Consider the following 18,881-nt stretch of genomic DNA (forward strand, 5'->3'; position numbering starts at 1 on the left):
TTCAGGGAAATGCTCAGGGAAACAGGCCGTCGGCGGCGCACGGCATGGGCGCGACCAGGTGCGCGCCCTGGTTGCGCACGTTGCCCACCGCCGGGTCGACTTCGTGGAACACCAGCGCCGGCTCGGGCACGGCATGCGCGATGGCCATCGCCTCGTCCGCGTCGCCGTGCAGCCAGTCGTGCAACACCTCGGGCGGGAGGATCAGCGGCATGCGGTCGTGCACGGGGCGGATCACCGGATCGGCCGCGCGCGTCACGATGCTGTAAGTGAGCAGCGCGCCGCCCGCGCCGTCGGACCGCGTTTCCCACACGCCGCCGAACATCATCACCGGCGCGTCGGCCAGGTGGATCCAGTGCGGGCACTTCTTGCCGTCGATGACCGGCCACTCGTAGTAGCCCGATGCGGGGACGAGCGCGCGGCGTTGTTTCCACGCGCCGCGGAAGGCGGGTTTCTCCGCGATCGATTCCAGGCGCGCGTTGATCGTGCTGAAGGCAAGCTTGGTGTCGCGCTGCCACGGCGGAAGCAGGCCCCAGCGCATCTCCTGCACCAGCCCGCCGTCGCCGTGGGCGACGATGACCGGGTGCGGATCGGTGGGCGCGATGTTCCAGGCCGGCGTCGGATCTTCGTCCGGCACGACCAGGTCCAGCATGTGCGAGAACTCGCGCACCTGCTGCCACGTGAAGTCGCGGGTGAATCGGCCGCACATGCGGGGATGCTAGCGCAGGCGGCGGAGGAACTAGTGGTTGCGGTCGCCGCGGTCGCCCTGCCCCGGCTCGGTGTCGTGCTCGGCGTCCTGGTGCTGGTCCTTCGCGAGCGAGCGCCCCAGGTCGTCGGATTCTGCGAAGCGCCCCTTGTTGTCGCGCCGTTGCAGGCGTTTGTCGCCTGGGTTGGGTTGATTGAGTTCGCGTTTGCCCGCCATCACGATCTCCTTCGCGTGCCTTGGATAGCGTCCTGATACCCCGCTTCGGCGTGCAGGATTCGTGACGAAATGAGCCTCACCGAATACCGCCGCAAGCGGCATTTCGAGAAGACGCGCGAGCCGTCCCCCGAAGCGCGCGCGCCGGCGAAGAAAGCCGCGAAACGCACGACACCCGACATCCACCGGCCCATCTTCGTCGTGCAGCTGCACCACGCCTCGCGCAGGCATTACGACTTCCGCCTGCAGATCGGCGACGCGCTCAAGAGCTGGGCCGTGCCCAAGGGGCCCAGTTACGACCCGAAGGTCAAGCGCATGGCGGTGGAAGTCGAGGATCATCCGCTTTCGTACGCGACGTTCGAAGGAGATATCCCGCAGGGCGAATACGGCGGCGGCCACGTCGCGACCTTCGACCACGGCGTGTGGACCACGCCCTTCGATCCCGAAGCGCAACTGGCCAAGGGCCATATTCGATTCGAACTGTTCGGCGAGAAGTTGAAGGGCGAATGGCATCTCGTGCGTTCGGGAAAGCCCGCGCGCCAGCCGCAGTGGCTGCTGTTCAAGGAGGACGATGCTTACGCGGGCAAGTTGGAGGCCGATGACTTGCTGGCCGACGTGACGCCGCCGGAAGGCAAGAAAGTCGCGAAGAAAGCGGCGAAGAAAGTTGCTCCGAAAACACGCCGCAAAGTCGATTGGGCCGCGAAAGCCGCGAAGCTGGCCGGCGCGAAAAAGGCCACGTTGCGCAACGAAGCCTTCGAACCCCAACTGGCGAAACTCGGCGAGGTCGCACCAACCGGCGCGCAATGGATCCACGAAGTGAAGTGGGATGGCTATCGCCTGGTGTCGACGATCGTCGACGGCAAGGTCCGCATCTGGTCGCGCAACGCGATCGAATGGACGGACAAGGTGCCCGAGTTGCGGGGCGCGCTCGAGCAACTCGGTTTGAAAAGCGCGGCACTCGACGGCGAGCTCATCGCCGGCCGCGGCACGCAGGCGGATTTCAACCTGCTGCAGTCCACGCTCTCGGGCGACGAACAGGGCGGCCTGGCCTATGTGTTGTTCGATCTGTTGCACCTCGATGGCATCGACATCCGCAAGGCGCCGCTGACCGAACGCAAGGCACTGCTCGAAACGCTGCTCGCCACGCCGATCCCGCATCTGTCCTACAGCTCGCACGTGCCCGGCGAAGAAGGCGCGGCCGCGTTCGCGCTGGCATCGGAGCAACAGTTCGAAGGCATCATTTCCAAGCGCGCCGATCGGCCCTATACGTCCGGCCGTAGCGACGACTGGCGCAAGACCAAGCGCCTGGATTCGGACGAATTCGCGGTGGTGGGCACGACGAAGGGCCAAGGGTCGCGCACGGGTTTCGGTTCGCTGCTGCTCGCGCGGCCCGATGCGAAGCACGGCTGGGTATACGCCGGGCGCGTGGGCACGGGGTTTTCGAGCACGCAGTTGCGCGAATTGTCCAAGCACATCGGGGACATCGGATCTTCGAAGCCGAGCGTGCACGTGCCGATTCCGCTGGACGCCGAGCTCAAGCGCGCGACGTGGTTTCCGCCGCTGTTCGTCGTGGAGGTGTTCATTCGCGGGCTGGGCAACTCCGGCATCCTGCGGCAGCCCTCGTTGAAGGCCGTGCGGATGGACAAGGACGTCGGCGATCTGCTCGACTCCGATCGCGGAAAGCCGGCGAAGAAAGCCGCCAAGAAAACCACCGCGCGCGAACGCGCTCCCGCGCCCGAAATGCGCCTGAGCAGCCCGACCAAGGTCATCTTCCCCGATCGCAATATCACCAAGCAGCAGGTGGCCGATTACTACAAGGCCGTCGCGCCGCGCCTTTTGAAGGAAATCGCCGGGCGCCCGCTGTCGGTCATCCGCTGCCCCGATGGTGTGGGCAAGGCCTGCTTCTTCCAGAAGCACCACACGGCGGGGCTGGAGATCGTGCGCTTCGTGCGTTTGAAGGAAGAAGCCGGCATCAACGCGAATTACCTGGTCGTCGACGACGTCGCGGGCCTGATGGAACTGGTGCAGTTCAATTCGCTCGAGTTCCATCCCTGGGGCGCGCACGCCGACGATCCCGACCGCGCCGATCGCGTGATCTTCGACCTCGACCCCGGGCCGAACGTGCCCTTCGCCGAAGTCAAACGCGCCGCGACGCACGTGCGCGAATTGCTCGCACAACTGAATCTCGAATCCTTCCTGCGCGCGACGGGCGGCAAAGGCCTGCATGTCGTGGTGCCGCTGCAGCCGGCGAACGACTGGAAGCTGGTCAAGAAGTTCGCGAAAGGCTTCGCCGAAGCGCTCGCAGGTTCCGATCCGGAGCGCTACCTGGCGACGGCGACCCTGAAATTGCGCCCCGGCAAGATCTTCGTCGACTACCTGCGCAACGGCCGCGGCGCGACGGCGGTGGCCTCGTATTCCTTGCGCGCGCGGGCCGGCGCGCCGGTCGCCGTGCCGCTGGCGTGGTCCGAACTCAAGGCGCTCAAGCGCGGCGATGCATTCGACATCGACAAGACGCTCGCGCGCATCAAGCGGCAACGCAAGGATCCCTGGGCAGGGATCGACACCGTGCGTCAGGATCTGTCGGCCTGGGGCTGAAGGCTGAACGCCCCGTTTGCGCGGATTGTGACGGCGCGTCCGGAGTTAATTTCCGGGCGTTGACCTGGGGGGACGGCAGGCAGAAGGTCGGCCGATTCGTCGTGGAGACCGATCGCCATGCTTGCCCGCGCCCTGTCGATGCCCCTCGTTCCGTTCGCGCTGTGCCTGTCGGGGCTGGCGCACGCGCAGTCGTGCCCCGCGGTCAGCGCGCCCGTGCAAGGCGCGCCCATCGCCGCGCCGCTGCCCGTGTTTTCCGCCGACAACTGGTGGAACACCGACATCTCGCAGGCGCCTGTGGATGCGAACTCGGGCAACTTCATCAACTTCATCGGCGCCACGCGCAGCCTGCATCCGGATTTCGGCGGCGAGGAATCGACGGGAAGCCAGGCCGTGTACGGATTCCCGTACGTCGTGGTGAATGGCGCGACGGCGAAATCGGCCGTGACCTTCGATTACTGGGACGAAAGCGACGGCGTGAACCTGTCGACCGGCCAGGGCATTCCGTTCTATCCGATTCCCGCGAACGTGATTTCACAGGCGCACTGGATGGAAGGCGGCGCGCCGGGCAATGTCGACCAGCGCAACGACAACGATCGCCACATCCTGATCGTCGATTGCACGAACCGCACCTTGTACGAGTTGTACAACGCCTGGTATTCGACGGCGCAGCAGCGTTGGTACGCCGGTTCGGGCGCGTTCTTCGACCTTCAACGCAGCGACCGCCGCCCGGAAGGCTGGACGTCCGCCGATGCCGCCGGGCTCGCGATCTTCCCCGGCCTGGTGCGCTACGACGAAGCAGCCAACGCGAATGTCCCGGAGATCCGCCACGCCTTCCGCGTTACCGTCCGTACGAGCAACGGCCACGTATTCCCCGCTTCGCATACCGCGGGCAGCACGAGCGGCGCCTTGCCGATGGGCGCGCGCCTGCGCCTGAAACGCAGCGTCAACGGCGCCGACCCGGCCTTGCGCACCACCGACCCCGTCGCACGCAAGATCTTCCGTGCGATGCAGACCTACGGCCTGATCGTCGCCGACAACGGCTCGGACATGTACATCTCCGGCACCTTCGACGTGCGCTGGAACAACGGCACGCTCAATCCGGCCTTCGGTGGATTGAAGGCGAGCGATTTCGAAGTGATCAAGCTCGGTTGGAAGCCGAGCGCACCGGCGCTGTCGATCGCCGATGCGGCCATCGCCGAAGGCGATGCGGGCACCAAGGCGTTGCGCTTCACTGTGCGCTTGTCGGCGGCATCGACGTCGAACGTCACCGTCTCGCTGGCGACGCGCAACGGCACGGCGATTGCGGGGAGCGATTACATCGCCGCGAGCGGTTCGCTGACCTTCGCGCCCGGGCAGACGGCGCGCACCTTCGACGTGACCCTCAACGGCGATCGCACGCGCGAGCCGAGCGAAACCTTCCAGGTCGTGCTTTCGAACGCGGTCGGCGCGCCGATCGCCGATGCGAGCGCGACGGGCACGATTTCCAACGACGACGGGATTCGTACCGGCGGGCCGGGACAGATGTCGCCGGCGCCCTGAGGGCGCCAGAAGACCGTCTACGGGGGTGAGCATTGGTCACCTGCCCACCCATGGCAGGCGTCACCTAGTGACTTCTTGTCACCCTGACACCGCGCGTCATGTGTACTGACGCGCATTGACACCCCTTTCACGGGCCTGAATAGGGGCTGTTCCTGAACAGAATCGATGTTTTTCTGTGATCTACGTCACAGTTTCGCTCACCAAGTGAGTACCAGTCGTGGTTTTCGTTGCGACCCAAATCGTCCTTCACTAGGTTTTAACCCCGGCGGCACCCCTCGGTGACCGCAACGCCACCACCTTGGGGACTACCAATGCGTACCGCTCTGCTTGCCTGCGCCGTCACCGGCGCGCTGTTTGCTTCCGCCTCCGCCCAGGCCGCTTCGTCGACCGGCAACCTCAACGTCTCCGCCACCGTGAACGCTTCGTGCGTCGTGGTCGGCGCGGGCACCATGGACTTCGGCAACTACGATCCGGCCGGCGCGAACAACGCCACGGCGAAGGATGTCGACGGTACCTTCAACGTGCGCTGCACCAAGGGCACCTCGGCCAAGATCTGGCTGCTCGAGGGCAACAACAAGACCGGCACCTCGAGCTGCACGACGCCCGAGCGCCAGATGGCTTCCGGCGCCAACCGCCTGGCCTACTTCCTGTACCAGAACACCGGCCGCACCACGCCGTGGGGCTGCCTGGACGCGTCTTCGCCGACCGCCTACGTCTCCGCCAGCTCGAACACCTCGGCGGCGCAGACGGTCTATGGCCGCATCCCGGCCGGCCAGGACGTCGCGGTTGCGGCGAACTACGCCGACGTCGTGACCATCCAGCTGAACTTCTGATCCACCCCGCCCCGCCGCAAGGCGGGGCTTTCGGTTGCACATCCGCATGATCAAGCTCCGCACGCGCGCACGCGCGGCCGCGTTGGCCGCGCTCGTTCCTCTTGCCTGCTTCGGTGGCGTCGCCGCCGCGGCGCAATTCCGCATCAGCAACGTTCGCCTCCACCTGGACGCCGCAACGCCGGTGGACACGATCGTGCTCACCAGTGAAGACGCCAACGACGTCACCTTCGAGGTGCACGTCATGCGTTGGACGCAGGGCGCGGACGGCAAGTGGGAACAAACGCCCTCGCAGGACCTGGTCGTGCATCCGTTGATCCTGAAGATGCCGGCGAAAGGCGAAGCCCGCCTGCGCGTGGGCAGCATCTCGCCCACCGTCACCACCGAACACGCCTATCGCGTGGAACTCCAGGAGCTTCCGGGCCCGCGCGCCCAGAGCGCGAACGGCCAGGTGCGCATGCTGACGAAGGTCAGCCTGCCGGTGTTCGTCGAACCGCCCGGCGCGAAGGCCAACCCGACGATCGAGATCAAGGGATCTTCGCTCGTGCTGGGCAACACCGGCACCGCTTACCTGGCGCCCACCGACGGCATGCTGACCCTGCGCGATGCGAAGGGCCGCACGCTGCACACGCTCAAGATGGATACAAACTACGTGCTGCCCGGCGCGCACTTGCCGTTCAAGGAACAGCTTCCGGCGTCGGCTTGCGCGCATGCGGCCAGCGTGGAGTTGGCGCTGCCCGACGCCAAGCCGATCACGGCCGCGGTGTCCCCCGGTAGCTGGCGATGCGCGCCCTGAAGGCCTCCGCGCTGCGTCGCGGTCTGCTCGCGACCGCGCTCGGCTTGTCCATCGTCGGTCCCGTGCACGCGTTGCCGGGCGACGAGATCCTCCTGCTCGACCTTTGCATCAACGGCCGCTGCGTCGGCGTCGCGCCGGTCATCGCGCGCGGCGACGACATGCTGGTCGACATCGCCGCGCTGCAAGCCGGCGCGATCGACACCACGGGCGTCACGCCCGAAACCGTCGGCGAGCGCACCTTCGTCTCGCTGCACCAACTCAACCACGGCAGCACGTTCAAGGTCGATCGCACGCTGCTGCGCCTGGACCTGAAGCTGCGCGCCGATCGCCTGCCGCGCCAGCGCGTGTCGATGGCCACGCGCGCCCAGTCCGAAGGCGGCGCGCAACCGTGGAGCGCCTACCTCAATTACGCCGCGTCGGTGAACGATGACGGCGACGGCCTGTTGTTCGTCGACGGCGCCGTCGGCCGCGGCAATGCCGCGCTGCGCAGCACCGCGCAATGGGATCCGCAGTTTTCGTGGCGCCGCGGCCTCACGCGTTTCGAACTGGATCAACCCTCCGCGCTGCGCCGCTGGACGGTGGGCGACCAATACGCGGTTCCACGCGATGCCTTGGGCGGCGGTCGCCTGATCGGCGGTGTCGGCGTCGAACGCGCCTTCGACACCGATCCCTACCTGGTGACCTTCCCGCAGCCTTATTACACCGGCGTGCTCGAAAGCCCGGGCACGGTCGAGGTCTACGCCAACGGCGTGCTGGTCGGCAAACACGACGTCAATGCCGGTCCCTTCACGCTCGAACAACTCGGCGTGCAACCCGGGCGCAACGACGTGCGCGTGATCGTGCGCGATCCGTTCGGCAATCGCAGCGAACTGGCGACGCAAACCTATTACGGCGGCAGCCCGAGCCTGTTGGCCAAGGGCCTGGACGAATACCAAGTGCGCATCGGCGCGCCGCGCAACGGCGGTGGCCTGGGCGGTGGCTACGACGACGAGGCCGCCTGGCAGGGTTGGTATCGCCGCGGCCTGTCGGATTGGTTCACGCTCGGCGGACGCGCAGAAGGCGACGAGAACGTGCGCAACGCCGGCGTCGATGCCGCGATCCGCACGCCGATCGGCGAGTTCGCGCTCGCCTACGCCAGCAGCGATGCCGACGGCCAGGGCCGCGGCAGCGCGCACGCCATCAATTATTCGCTCGGCATGCGCAGCTGGTCGTTCGGTTTGGGTTCGCGCCGCGCCGATGACGACTACCGCACGATCGCCGATCCGACTGCGTTCCTCCTGGGCGCATTGCGCGAAGACGACTACGCCTCCCTCGCCTTCTCGCCGACCCACCGGATGTCGGTGCAATTCAACGCCGGCCGCCAGCGTCGCGACGTGCTGCCGGTGGAACGCACCTTCGGCGGCACCGTTTCGTACACGTTGTGGGATCGCGGCCAGTTGTTCCTCACCGCGCAGCGCCGAGAGTCCGATCTGTTCCGCGACACTTCCGTGCAGTTGAGCCTGAACATCGCGTTCGACCGCACGAGCGTCAACGTCACCGCGCGCCAGCGCGACGACGGCGATACCACGCGCCACGGTTACGGCCTCAACGTGCAGCGCTCGCGGCCGACCGGCACGGGCTTCGGCTACTACGCGAGCGTGAACCGCGACGGCGATGTCGACTCCGCGTTCGGCCACGCCGAATACCAGAACCCCTACGGGCGCTTCGCGGTCGATGCGCAATCCTTCGACGGCAAGACCAGCGGCAGCCTGCTCGCGACCGGTGCGCTGGTCGGCATCGGTGGCCGCATGTTCCTGACCCCGCCGGTGGAAAACGGCTTCGCGCTGGTGCGCGTGCCCGGCCTGGCCAATGCGCCGATCCTGCGCGAAAACCAGTACGTCGGGCGCACCGACGCGCACGGCGACCTGCTCGTGCGCGAACTGCTTCCCTTCCATGCCAACAGCGTGTCGATCGACGAAACCGGCGTGGATGCGGCCTGGTCGATGGACGCGCCCGCGCGCGAACTCAGCGTGGCGCGCAACACCGGCACGGTGCTCGTGTTGCAGGCGGCCGCCGTGCACGCCGTCACCGGCCACTTCGCCTATGCAGGCGGCGCGCCGGGCGATGAAGTGCAGGTCGGCGGCGTGGCCTCGGTGATCGGCACCGACGGCATGTTCTACGTCGACAACGTGGGCGCCGGTGCGCAACCGGTGCGCATCGACACCGCGTCGGGCACGATCCAATGCACGCTCGACGTTCCCGCGGCCAACGCCCCGGGCGTCGTGGAACTGGGCACCATCGCGTGTGGTGATGCCCGATGACGGCGCGGATCGTCCTTGTCGTGTTGCTCTCCGCGCTGGCGTGGTTCGCGCCGACGATTGCGCGCGCACAGGCGTGCCTGGTCGTCGACACGTCGATCGCCTTCGGCACCTTCGATCCGACCGCGGGCGCCGCGAAAACCGGCCAGGGCACCGTGCGCGTGGGCTGCCTGCTCCAGCGCGTGCCGGTTATGCTGCGCCTGGGCACAGGCCAGTCGCTTTCCTACGCAAGCCGCCTGATGAAGACGGCAGGCGGCGCTTCGATGACCTACAACCTGTACACCACCGCAGCCCTCGGCACGATCTGGGGCGATGGCATCACCGGCGGCACCGGCACGGTCCAGTGCACCACCGGCGACGACAGCGCGAATGGTTGCGATGGGCAAACCGGCTTCATTTTTTATGTCACCTATCCCGTGTACGGCAGGATCGATGCCGTGCAGCCCAACGCCGCCGTCGGGTCGTACACCGACGATGTCGTCGTCACCATGATCTTTTAACCAGGCGATCGCATGTACGCTGGAGGCATGGTCCGCATCGTCCTCGTTCTGCTGCTGGGTGCGTCGGCGTGGTTCGCGCCTTCGCTTGCCCGCGCGCAGACGTGCGTGGTCTTCGATACGGCAATCGCCTTCGGCACCTTCGATCCGACCGCAGGCGCGGCGAAGACGGGCCAGGGCACGGTGCAAGTGGGCTGCCGCAGTTCGCGCGTCGCGGTGACCATCACCCTCGGCACCGGTCAGTCGCTGTCGTATGCCAACCGCGTCATGACCTCGACCGGCGGCGCCTCCCTGACCTACAACCTCTACACCGCCGCAACGCTCGGCACGGTCTGGGGCGACGGGATCGCGGCAGGCACCGGGTCGGTCCAATGCACCACGGGCAACGACGGTCCAGGGGAATGCACCGGCAAGCCGGGCATGTTCTTCACGGCCACCTACCCCGTGTACGGCCAGATCAACGCCGTGCAGCCCAACGCCGCCGTCGGGTCTTACACCGACGACGTCGTGGTCACGATGATCTTCTAGCGAGGGTCACGGACCCTCGTACCACGCACCCGGTTCGGCGTAGCCCGCAGGCAGGGTCTTCAGCGCGCGCGTGTTCGCATCGATCATGCGCAGCGCGAAGATCGGCTGCGTCAGGCTGTCGTCGGTATACGTGCGGCGGTTCACCAGCATGTGCACGTTGTCGCGCGACCACTGCGCGGCCGTGTACGCGTGGTCGGCCACGCGCGAATCGGTGATCCGGCGAACGCCCGTGCCGTCGGCGTTCATCACGTGCAGCGGTTCGTAGTAGCGCGTCTGCGGGCCCACTTCGTAGATCTCGCCGGTGAAGGCGATGCGGCGGCCATCGGGCGAGAACAGCGGCGCGTGTCCGCGCAGCGGCAGCGTCTTCACCGCGCCGTTGCGGAAGTCGACCATCGTCATGTCGTTGGCGACGATGTCGGCATAGATGCCGCGATTGCCGTCGGGGGAAATCGTGAGATCCAGCGGTTGTTCCATCACGATGTCGCTGAGCAGCTTCGCCGATCCGGTCGCCACTTCGATGCGATAGGCCTGCGCGTGCCACACCGGCTCCAGGCGGCCTTCGTAGGCGCCTGCGCCGACGAACAGGCGCGCGCCGTCGGCCGACCACTTGGGCTGCGCGAATTCCGCCGGCGCCGAAACGCAGAACAGATCGCGACGATTGCGCCCGGTGACATCGACGATCGACACGCACTGCCCGCTCGAATTCTGCGAAACGAACGCGACGCGATTGTTCGGCCCGTACGCGGGCTTGGAGAACTGCCCCACGCCGTGGATCAACGCGTGCGGGCGCTGGTTGGTGGTGGTCGATACGACCTGCAAGGTGTGGCGCTGGCCATCGCGCACGAGGTCCACGCCGCGTTCGAACACCAGGCTGGAGCCGTCGGGCGCCCAGCTCACTTCCATGTCGTAGACGCGATCGGTCGCCGTCGTCAGGGCACGCACCTGTCCGCTGGCCAGATCGAGCAACCAGAGGCTGCGGCTTCGGGGCGTGCTCGTCGGGGTCTGCGTCGAGCGCGAGAAGACGATCTTGCCGGTGGGCGTGGCGGCCTGCGCCGACAAGGCCGATGCGACCGACGCGGTGGCGACCACGGCGGCCACGGCCGCGCGGCGGATGGGTTGCGTATTCATTTGACCCCCTGATTTTCGACGACTGCGGAATGCGACTTCACAGTGGGCGAACACTTCTCAAGGGCAGGTGAAAAACGTGCGCGTTCAGCCAAGCCCGCACGAACTGATCAATGCGTGTCGCGAATCGCTTCGATCTCCGATTGCATCAGCTCGTGGCGCTCGGACAGGTTCAGCATTTCCAGCAGGAGTTCGGCACCGACCGATTGCGCGCGGACGAGTGATTCGCGCGCATGCGACATGCGGCGCGCGACCTCCGCGGGGCTCATGCGGTCGTTCTGGGAGAGGAGCACGTCGAGGTCGTCGACGGCGTCGGCGATGTGCTCCATCACGTCCAGAGCAGCGGGGGACGGTCGGGCCATGATCGGGATTCCGTATGCGGCGTATGACCCGACCCTGCGCGTTGCGCGATCAACGTCAGGTCAACTCGCACGCCCGCTGTTCATCTCCCGCCACGCCCCGGTGGCGAAATGAACGAGCAACACGATCAGCCAGCTGACCCAGAGCGACCACAGCGTGTGCGACAGGAAATGCGCCCCGCGCATCTGCTGCACCCAGCCCAGGCCGAAGGCCCATGCCAGCGTGAACAGCAAGATGCCCATGCTCAGGCGCCGCCGCTCGGGAAACCAGAGCCAGGCGAAGGACAGCATCCACGAACCGCTCGCGACGAAGGCGGCGGGAAAACAGCGCCCCGCGCGCACGTTCGGCGGCGATGCCTGGAACAGATCGAAATACGGCGCGTATCCGCCGAAGTCGACCACGTCCCACGGACAGTGCATCGGACTGAAGCGACGCAACACCGCGATGATCACCGGCACGAACACGAACGACAGCGACACGCACCACAGGCGCCGGCGATGCGTTGCGAAGAACCCATCGCGCGCGCGCAGCGCATACAACGCGGCCAGGCACATGCACACGCCCAGCACGATCTGCGCGACCTTCAGGTGGCGATGGATCGCGTACTTGGTGATCCACGCATAACGCCACGGGAAGGTGTGGTTGACCGGGTCGTACCACGGCGCGGCGAGCCGCAGGTCCAGCCTCGTGTAGTGGAACAGCACGGCAAGCGCGAGCGCGCTCAAGGCGAGCACCGCCAGGTGCGGTGCGTAGAGACGGGCCGGGGTCATGCGTTAAAGGTTAGCGTGCCGCGCGCTGCGGGAACAAGGCGACGCAGGTCGCGATCGCCACGCAGATCACCGCCGAGGCGACATAGCGGCTCAAGTTCAGGCCACCGTGGTCGAAGGGCTTGTCGAGGAAGTCGCCGACCACCGCGCCGAGCGGACGGGTCAGGATGAACGCCGCCCAGAACAAGGCCACGTGCGACACACGCGATTTCCAATACAGCAATGCGATCACGATCAACAGGCTGCCGAACACCGCGATGCCGCCCAGATAGCCGATGCCCGCCGTATCGGCGACCCAATCGCCGAGCGCCGTGCCGAGGGTTTGCGACAGCATGATCGTGAGCCAGTAAAACCCTTCGGATTTCGCATCGCCCACGCTGTCCACGGCGATCGTGCCGAGCGTGCGATACCACGCGTACAACGATGCGATCACCAAGCAGGCGAGCAAGGTCGCGCCGCCGGTGTACCCGATGCGGAGCGAACGGTCGGCGAAGTCGGCGAGCGTCGTGCCGACCGTGGTGCTCGCCACGATCGTCGTCCAGTAGACGACCGGGTGGAACTCGCGGGCACGGATCTGCACGAGCACCATCGCGACGAAGATGGCGGCGAAGATCAGCGTGCCGGTCAGATACCCCAGCCCCATCGACATCGTCACCGCATCGCCGCCGGTTTCGCCCAGCGTCGTAGCGAGGATCTTGATCAACCAGAACGATGCCGTGACCGCGGGCACCTTCGACACGCGTCCATTCATGCCTTGCGCCTGTGTTCGATGAAGAGCAGCGTGCCGTTCACCGCGGCCGCGACGAGAAGACCTGCGCATGCGGCCGCGAGCACGTCGGTCGGCCAATGCACGCCCAACACCAGGCGCGACAACGCCACGGCCACGACCCACGCGAAGGCCAGCGAAACCACGGCCGTGTGCCACGCCGGCCGCACGCGCGCGACGACCAGGCACGTTGCGGTCGCGATCGCCGCGGCGCTCAACGTGTGTCCGCTGGGAAAGCTCGACCCCCAGTACCACTGCGTGTCCCACAGATCGGGGCGGGCGCGGCCGAAGGCCGTCTTCGACCAATACACGACCAGCGAGGCCAACCCGGCGGACACGGCAAGCAACAAGGCTTCATGCCGGCGCCGTGCGAAGGCCAGTGCGATCGACGCCAGCGCGACCAGAGGCAACAACACGTTGCCCGAAGCACTCAGCGTGGCGAGCGTGAACAAGCGGACCCAACCCGCCGGAACGCCATCGTGGATGTCGATGAGCAAGGCCTTGTCGACGAGGGCACTCTCGTTACCGAGGACTTCCTCGGTGACTTGCGCCAGGACGACCGCGGCCGCGAGACAGAGCCACGCGAACCGGCGGCGGATCATCCCGCCGCCCGCGGGCGTTGCTGCGATTGCCGCACCTGCACGGTGGGCGTTGCGTCGTCGGGGCGTGCTTCGCGCGGCTCGGGTGCGGCGCGCTCCATCTTGCGCATCGCGCCGTCGCGGAACGCGTGCGCCGCCGTCTCGTAGTAACTCACTGCCTGCAGGGTCGAACCCGGGTCGTCGGCCATCGCCGGTTGCACGAGGTCGGCGCGCATCGCCGGTTTCAGCGAGGCGACGCGACGATGCGGCGCCAGCTGCACGAGGCGATCGTCGCGCAGGTAGCCGAGCAACTGGTAGGTGCCGACGAAGGCGCGGTTGGGCGCGTGTTCGAACACGTCGACGCCGTAGAAGCGACTGTCGTAATCCATGCCGAGCAAGCCGAGCACCGTCGGCGCGATGTCGATCTGCCCCATCAGCCCGTCGAAGGTGCCCGGCGCCACGTGCCCCGGCGCGTACACCCACAGGGGAATGCGATAGCGGAACGCCGGCAGCGCCGCCTTGCCCGCGCTCATCGCGCAGTGGTCGGCGGTGAAGACGAACACCGTGTCCTTGAACCACGCGTGCTTGCGCGCACGCGCCAGGAAATCGCCGATGGCCCAGTCGGTGTACAGCACCGCGCTCTGGCGCTTCTTCTGCGGCCACGGACCACGGTTCGCGGGGAACGTGTACGGCCGATGGTTCGAGGTCGTCATCAAATGTGCGAAGAACGGCTTGCCCGCCGCATGCGCCTGGTCGAAACGATTGAGCGCGAGCGTGTACAGATCTTCGTCGGCGACACCCCACACGTTCTCGTGGTGGATGTCCTTCGCGGCGATTTCGGTGCGGTCGTGCACGCCGTAACCGTTGCCGGCGAAGAAGGCGTTCATGTCGTCGAAGGCGCCATAACCCCCGTAGAGGAACTCCGAGTCGTACCCCTTCGCGTTGAACACTTCGGCCAGGCTGAAAAGACCGGTGTTGCCCGGGCGCTTGACGATGGATTCACCCGGCGTCGGCGGCACGGAGAGCGAGAGCGCTTCGAGCCCGCGCACCGTGCGCGTGCCGGAGGCATACAGGCGCGTGAACACCAGGCTGTCCTTCGACAAGGCATCCAGCTGCGGCGTCAGCGACGGACCCTGCGTATACGTCGAACTGTAATCGGCCGACAGGCTTTCGACGCTCACCAGCACCACGTTGAGACGCCGTTCCGGCCGCGCGTTGTGGATGTGGCGGTCGATGCCGGTGGGCGACAGGAAGGTGGCATCGGGCGTGGCGAGCGAACGACGCACCTGCGCCACCGCTTCCTCGCCGGGCACCGTGCGATAGAAGCGGTCGTAATCGAGCGAGGCGTTGCGGTACGCGGCGAAGAATTGATAGATGCCGTTGCCCGCCAGTTCGTCGGCGTAGGTGTTGGTGCCGCGGTCCTTCATCTCGCTGTCGACCAACCACGTGCCCGCGAGCGTGAGCAGCAGCCATCCAAGGACGAAGGCGCTACGCCGCGCGAAGGGCATGGCATCGCCCGTCGCACGGCGGCCGCGCCGGGTGAACCACGCGATCGAAATCGCGACGATCGCCAGGGCCGCGAGGATCTTGCCGACCGGATAGGACTGCCGGATGTTGCCGAGGACTTCGGTCGTGTAGACCAGATAGTCGACCGCGATGAAGTTGAAGCGGGTCTGGAACTCGTCCCAGAACGTCCACTCGGCCACCGCGACAAACAGCAGCGCGCCCAGCAACGCGAAGCACACCACTTCGATCGGCCAGCGCCCGCGCCGCTTCTCCAGCCAGCCCTTGGGCAGCAGCCACAGCAGCAACACCAGCGGCCACGCGAAATACAGGAAGGTCAGGATGTCGTAGACCAAGCCAAGCGCGAACATCCGCGCCTCGCCCGGAATGCCGTCGAAGGCCGCCGCGCCGGCGTGCAGCCGCAGCGCCAGTCGCGTCAGCGTGGAAACGAACAGGAAGCACGCGCCGAGCCACGCAAGGGGCCGCAAACGGGCGGGAATCGAGGACCAGGACGACAAGGCAGCTCCACGCGGGGCACGAACAGCCCGCAGGGTGCCGGGCGCGAATGTAATGGCCGCTCAGCCGTGGCTCAGCCATTCGTTAACCCACGGACACTGGGCCGTGGCACGCTTCGCACATGCCCTCCCTACCCGCCGCCGGCATGCGCGTGCTCCTGATCGAGGACCAGCACGACATCGCCGCCAACATCTGGGATTTCCTCGAACGGCGCGGGCACGAAGTGGACCACTGCGGCGATGGCGCGAGCGGTTTGGCGCGCGCGCGGCAGGGTGGATTCGACGCGATCGTCCTCGACCTGGGCCTGCCGCGGCTCGACGGCCTGGACCTGTGCCGGATCCTGCGCGAGGCAGGCCACGGCGTGCCCGTGCTCATGCTCACCGCCCGCGACACGCTGGACGACATCGTGCGCGGCTTCGAACACGGCGCCGACGATTACATGGTCAAGCCCTTTGCCTTGCGCGAGCTCGACGCCCGCCTGCGCGCCCTGCACCGACGCATCGCGCCCGCGGTGCAGAAGACGGGCGGTGCCCTGCTCGCCTACGATGCGGGCACGATGACGGCGACCCGGGGAGGCCAGCAGATCCCCCTCACCCGCCTGCAGGGCCGGTTGCTCGAAACCTTGCTGTCCGAATCCCCGCGCATCGTGCCGCACGACAAACTGCTGCGCGCCGCGTGGGGGAGCGATGCCACCGACATGGGCGCGCTGCACACGCAGATGTACGAGCTGCGCGCACTGCTCGACAAACCCTTCGGCACGGCGCTGATCCGATCGGTGCGCGGCGTGGGCTACCAGGTCCCCGCCGCGTGAGCGCCTCGCCCGCCTCGCTGCGCCGACGCGTCACCTTCGCCTGCGCGATGCTCGGGCTGGTGATGACGCTGCTGTTCTCCGCCGCGGTGATCGCGATCACCGAGGATTACGAGTACGTCATCGCCAAGGAAGTGCTCCGTGGCCAGGCCGAGGACTACAGCCTGCGCATCGCCAACGGGCTGCACGTCGAATTGCCACGCACGCAACGCCTGAGCGGATACATCACCCGGCCGCCGGCGGACCTGGCGCGCTTCGGACCGGGCGTGCACGAGGACGATCGTCACGAAGGCATCCATGTCGGCGTGTTCGACACCGCGGCCGGCCGCATGTGGTTCTCCATCGACCTGGGCGACATCGAAACGCTCGAAGTCCACCTGCGCATCCTCCTCGCCGCGATGGTGCTGGCCGGCGTGGCGCTCGGCGGCGGTCTGGGCTGGATCTTCGCCGGGCGCGCGCTCGCGCCGGTCAAGGCCTTGTCCAATGCGGTCGATGCGCTGCCGGTCGCACCGGCGCCCACGCGCCTGGGCGACAGCACGCCCAACGACGAACTCGGCCACCTCGCGCGCGCGATCGACGCCTACCAGGCGCGGCTGGTCGATGCCGACGCCCGCCAGCTCGCGTTCTTCGCCGATGCCAGCCATGCGCTGCGCACGCCGATCGCCGTCGTGCAAGGGGTTGCCGAAGTGCTGCTCGACGAACCCAACCAGGACCCGGCGAACATCGCGCGGCTGCAACGCCTGGACCGCGGTACGCAGGAACTGGCCGAGCTGATCGAATTGCTGTTCGGCGCCGCGCGTCGCGCGCCGGTGCAGCGCGAAACGATGGACACCGCCGCGTTGCTCGCCGAAAGCCTCGCGCCGTGGTCGGAGATCACGACCATCGATGCCAGCGGTTCGTTCAACGTCGCGCGGCGCGAAACCGCGCTGTTGCTGCGCGCGCTCGTGCGCAAGCATCTGCGCGAGGCGACGCGCATCCTCGCCACGCGGAACAACGGGCAACTGAGCGTCGTCGATGCCGATGCCGTGCGCGATCCTTCGGCGCGACGCAGCGACGCAGGCGCGCTGTCACCCCTGCTCGCGCACGCCGCCGACCGCGCCGGCTGGATGCTGGAAGCCGAGCCCGGCCGCATCGTGCTCACGCATACGAACTGATCACTGGTGCGCCAGGCGCGCGAACTCGTCCCGCGTGAGCAGTTCGATGCCGTCGGCGAGCCGTATTTCTTCCGTCGACAACGTGCGTGCCGCGTGCGCGAGCGTGTTGTACGCGTCCAGGTCGGCGGCGTCGCGGAACACCGGGCCCCGCGCGTCGAAGGCCATCGCATCGGCATGTGCGGACAGGAAGACGACGATCTCCCCCAGGGCAACGGCCTGCGCGCGTTGGTTTTCGCGCATGCGCTGCGCGTGCGCATCGATGCGTTCGAGCGCTTCGCGCACCTCGTGCGTGGAGGCACCGCCGCCGGGAATCGCATCGATCTCCTGCAACAGCGTCATGTCCGACGCATTGCGGGCCGCATCGAATTCGGCGCAGGCCACGCGAAAGCGATCGATCGCCTCGCGCGCTTTCGCCGCGCCGTCGGGCGCGACGATGCGCTTGGGATCCATCGCAGCCGAGTAGGCCGCGACCTTGCCGCGATAGGTCCGCAAGGCCTGCCGATCGCGTTCGGCTGCCGCCCACAATGCGGAGGCGACGCGCGAGGACGCGACGGCCTGCGCGGCTTCTTCGTTGCTGCGCGCTTCGCGCATCGATGCCGACTTCGCCGCCAGGGCGAGGATCGCCAGCCCGATCACGAACACCATGACGCTCCAGGCCGCCTTGCGGACGGCCCCCGACTCGCTCCCTGTCACCGCCATCCCTGCGCCCTCCCCCAAGGTCGTGCGGCGATCCTAAGCGGCCATTGGGCGAAAGGCCAATTGCCCGGTGCCGGGGCGGCTGGTCTGCTGCCCCCTCCCGGGGCGCGTGGAGCGAGATCATGGCCGTGCAATGGAAAGGGTTGGCGATTCTCCTGAGTGCGAACCTCCTGGTCCTCGGCAGCGCGCCGCTGGCCGCGCAGCAGATCGCGACCACCGCCGCCGAGCGCTTCTCGCGCCTGGACGTGAACCACGACGGCGGGCTGAGCAAATACGAAGTGGATTCGCAGGTCCTGATCGGGGTGCTCGACACCGACGGCGACCAGCACCTGAGCGCCGCCGAACTCGCACCGCTGCTGGGCCCGAGCGTGACCCCCGACGATGCGCTCGACCGCGTGCGCGTGGCCGACCGCAACGCCGACGAACTGCTGGACGCCAACGAACTCGATCGTGCCTCGGAGATGCGCTTCAAGTGGATGGACGTCAACGGCGACGGGAACATCGACCAGCAGGAGCTGACCGACCGTTTCGGCGTCAAGATGGTGCGTTGAACGCAACTCGCGCGCGGTCACGGACGTGAAACAGGCAACGATTCGCGCTGTGCCAGACT

At 67.3% G+C, this 18,881-nt stretch carries 19 protein-coding genes; 10 read left to right on the forward strand and 9 right to left on the reverse strand.

The genetic code is table 11. The features are described from left to right. Nucleotides 1-13: 13 nt before the first annotated feature. Nucleotides 14-706: an SOS response-associated peptidase gene (locus tag AC1DOM_RS15435; RefSeq protein ID WP_498964876.1), complete on the reverse strand. Its 693-nt coding sequence runs from the start codon at nucleotides 704-706 to the stop codon at nucleotides 14-16. A gap of 30 nt (nucleotides 707-736) precedes the next feature. Beyond that, nucleotides 737-919 (reverse strand): hypothetical protein, encoded by a 183-nt coding sequence (locus AC1DOM_RS15440; RefSeq protein ID WP_498964878.1) that lies wholly within the window; start codon nucleotides 917-919, stop codon nucleotides 737-739. A gap of 69 nt (nucleotides 920-988) precedes the next feature. Here AC1DOM_RS15440 and ligD point away from each other — a divergent pair, with 69 nt between their 5' ends. The 7 genes from ligD (at nucleotide 989) to AC1DOM_RS15475 (ending at nucleotide 9,998) form a co-directional block, all read left to right on the forward strand. Continuing rightward, entirely contained in the window at nucleotides 989-3,511 is a 2,523-nt protein-coding gene (gene ligD / locus AC1DOM_RS15445) for a DNA ligase D (protein WP_498964880.1), read from the forward strand. A gap of 117 nt (nucleotides 3,512-3,628) precedes the next feature. Then, nucleotides 3,629-5,050, forward strand: a complete 1,422-nt coding sequence (locus AC1DOM_RS15450) for a Calx-beta domain-containing protein (protein ID WP_498964882.1) — start codon at nucleotides 3,629-3,631, stop codon at nucleotides 5,048-5,050. A 311-nt stretch (nucleotides 5,051-5,361) separates the two neighbouring features. Next, nucleotides 5,362-5,883, forward strand: a complete 522-nt coding sequence (locus AC1DOM_RS15455; protein ID WP_498964884.1) for a Csu type fimbrial protein — start codon at nucleotides 5,362-5,364, stop codon at nucleotides 5,881-5,883. 46 nt (nucleotides 5,884-5,929) lie between these two features. Then, on the forward strand, nucleotides 5,930-6,676 hold the full coding sequence (locus AC1DOM_RS15460) for a fimbrial biogenesis chaperone (protein ID WP_498964887.1): 747 nt from the start codon (nucleotides 5,930-5,932) through the stop codon (nucleotides 6,674-6,676). Further along, nucleotides 6,664-8,976, forward strand: a complete 2,313-nt coding sequence (locus AC1DOM_RS15465; RefSeq protein WP_498964889.1) for a fimbria/pilus outer membrane usher protein — start codon at nucleotides 6,664-6,666, stop codon at nucleotides 8,974-8,976. Before AC1DOM_RS15460 ends, AC1DOM_RS15465 begins: the two co-directional genes overlap by 13 nt. Beyond that, the gene (locus AC1DOM_RS15470; RefSeq protein WP_498964891.1) at nucleotides 8,973-9,473 is read left to right on the forward strand and encodes a Csu type fimbrial protein; all 501 of its coding nucleotides are present in this window, start codon (nucleotides 8,973-8,975) and stop codon (nucleotides 9,471-9,473) included. Before AC1DOM_RS15465 ends, AC1DOM_RS15470 begins: the two co-directional genes overlap by 4 nt. 27 nt (nucleotides 9,474-9,500) lie before the next feature. Continuing rightward, complete coding sequence (locus AC1DOM_RS15475) at nucleotides 9,501-9,998, forward strand: spore coat protein U domain-containing protein (protein WP_498964893.1); 498 nt, start codon at nucleotides 9,501-9,503, stop codon at nucleotides 9,996-9,998. Between the two features lie 6 nt (nucleotides 9,999-10,004). On the opposite strand, the gene AC1DOM_RS15480 is transcribed toward AC1DOM_RS15475, so the two are convergent. The 6 genes from AC1DOM_RS15480 to AC1DOM_RS15505 form a co-directional block, all read right to left on the reverse strand. Beyond that, entirely contained in the window at nucleotides 10,005-11,126 is a 1,122-nt protein-coding gene (locus AC1DOM_RS15480; protein WP_498964895.1) for a TolB family protein, read from the reverse strand. A 107-nt stretch (nucleotides 11,127-11,233) separates the two neighbouring features. Next, entirely contained in the window at nucleotides 11,234-11,485 is a 252-nt protein-coding gene (locus AC1DOM_RS15485; protein ID WP_498964897.1) for a hypothetical protein, read from the reverse strand. Between the two features lie 60 nt (nucleotides 11,486-11,545). Further along, nucleotides 11,546-12,253 (reverse strand): phosphatase PAP2 family protein, encoded by a 708-nt coding sequence (locus tag AC1DOM_RS15490; protein WP_498964899.1) that lies wholly within the window; start codon nucleotides 12,251-12,253, stop codon nucleotides 11,546-11,548. A gap of 10 nt (nucleotides 12,254-12,263) precedes the next feature. After that, entirely contained in the window at nucleotides 12,264-13,001 is a 738-nt protein-coding gene (locus AC1DOM_RS15495) for a COG4705 family protein (RefSeq protein WP_498964901.1), read from the reverse strand. Continuing rightward, entirely contained in the window at nucleotides 12,998-13,618 is a 621-nt protein-coding gene (locus AC1DOM_RS15500) for a phosphatase PAP2 family protein (RefSeq protein ID WP_498964903.1), read from the reverse strand. Before AC1DOM_RS15500 ends, AC1DOM_RS15495 begins: the two co-directional genes overlap by 4 nt. Further along, on the reverse strand, nucleotides 13,615-15,615 hold the full coding sequence (locus AC1DOM_RS15505; protein ID WP_498964905.1) for an LTA synthase family protein: 2,001 nt from the start codon (nucleotides 15,613-15,615) through the stop codon (nucleotides 13,615-13,617). The genes AC1DOM_RS15500 and AC1DOM_RS15505 overlap by 4 nt, the downstream gene beginning before the upstream one ends. 119 nt (nucleotides 15,616-15,734) lie before the next feature. Here AC1DOM_RS15505 and AC1DOM_RS15510 point away from each other — a divergent pair, with 119 nt between their 5' ends. Both AC1DOM_RS15510 and AC1DOM_RS15515 read left to right on the forward strand, forming a co-directional pair. Next, nucleotides 15,735-16,424 (forward strand): response regulator transcription factor, encoded by a 690-nt coding sequence (locus AC1DOM_RS15510; RefSeq protein ID WP_498964907.1) that lies wholly within the window; start codon nucleotides 15,735-15,737, stop codon nucleotides 16,422-16,424. After that, nucleotides 16,421-17,575 carry a sensor histidine kinase gene (locus AC1DOM_RS15515; RefSeq protein WP_498964908.1) on the forward strand — a complete coding sequence of 385 codons (1,155 nt, stop codon included), beginning with the start codon at nucleotides 16,421-16,423 and terminating at the stop codon, nucleotides 17,573-17,575. Before AC1DOM_RS15510 ends, AC1DOM_RS15515 begins: the two co-directional genes overlap by 4 nt. On the opposite strand, the gene AC1DOM_RS15520 is transcribed toward AC1DOM_RS15515, so the two are convergent. After that, nucleotides 17,576-18,274: a hypothetical protein gene (locus AC1DOM_RS15520; RefSeq protein ID WP_498964910.1), complete on the reverse strand. Its 699-nt coding sequence runs from the start codon at nucleotides 18,272-18,274 to the stop codon at nucleotides 17,576-17,578. Between the two features lie 119 nt (nucleotides 18,275-18,393). On the opposite strand from AC1DOM_RS15520, the gene AC1DOM_RS15525 reads away from it, so the two are divergent. Beyond that, nucleotides 18,394-18,822 carry an EF-hand domain-containing protein gene (locus AC1DOM_RS15525; RefSeq protein ID WP_498964912.1) on the forward strand — a complete coding sequence of 143 codons (429 nt, stop codon included), beginning with the start codon at nucleotides 18,394-18,396 and terminating at the stop codon, nucleotides 18,820-18,822. Nucleotides 18,823-18,881: the final 59 nt, after the last annotated feature.

The organism is Lysobacter sp. P5_B12 (genome assembly GCF_056400425.1).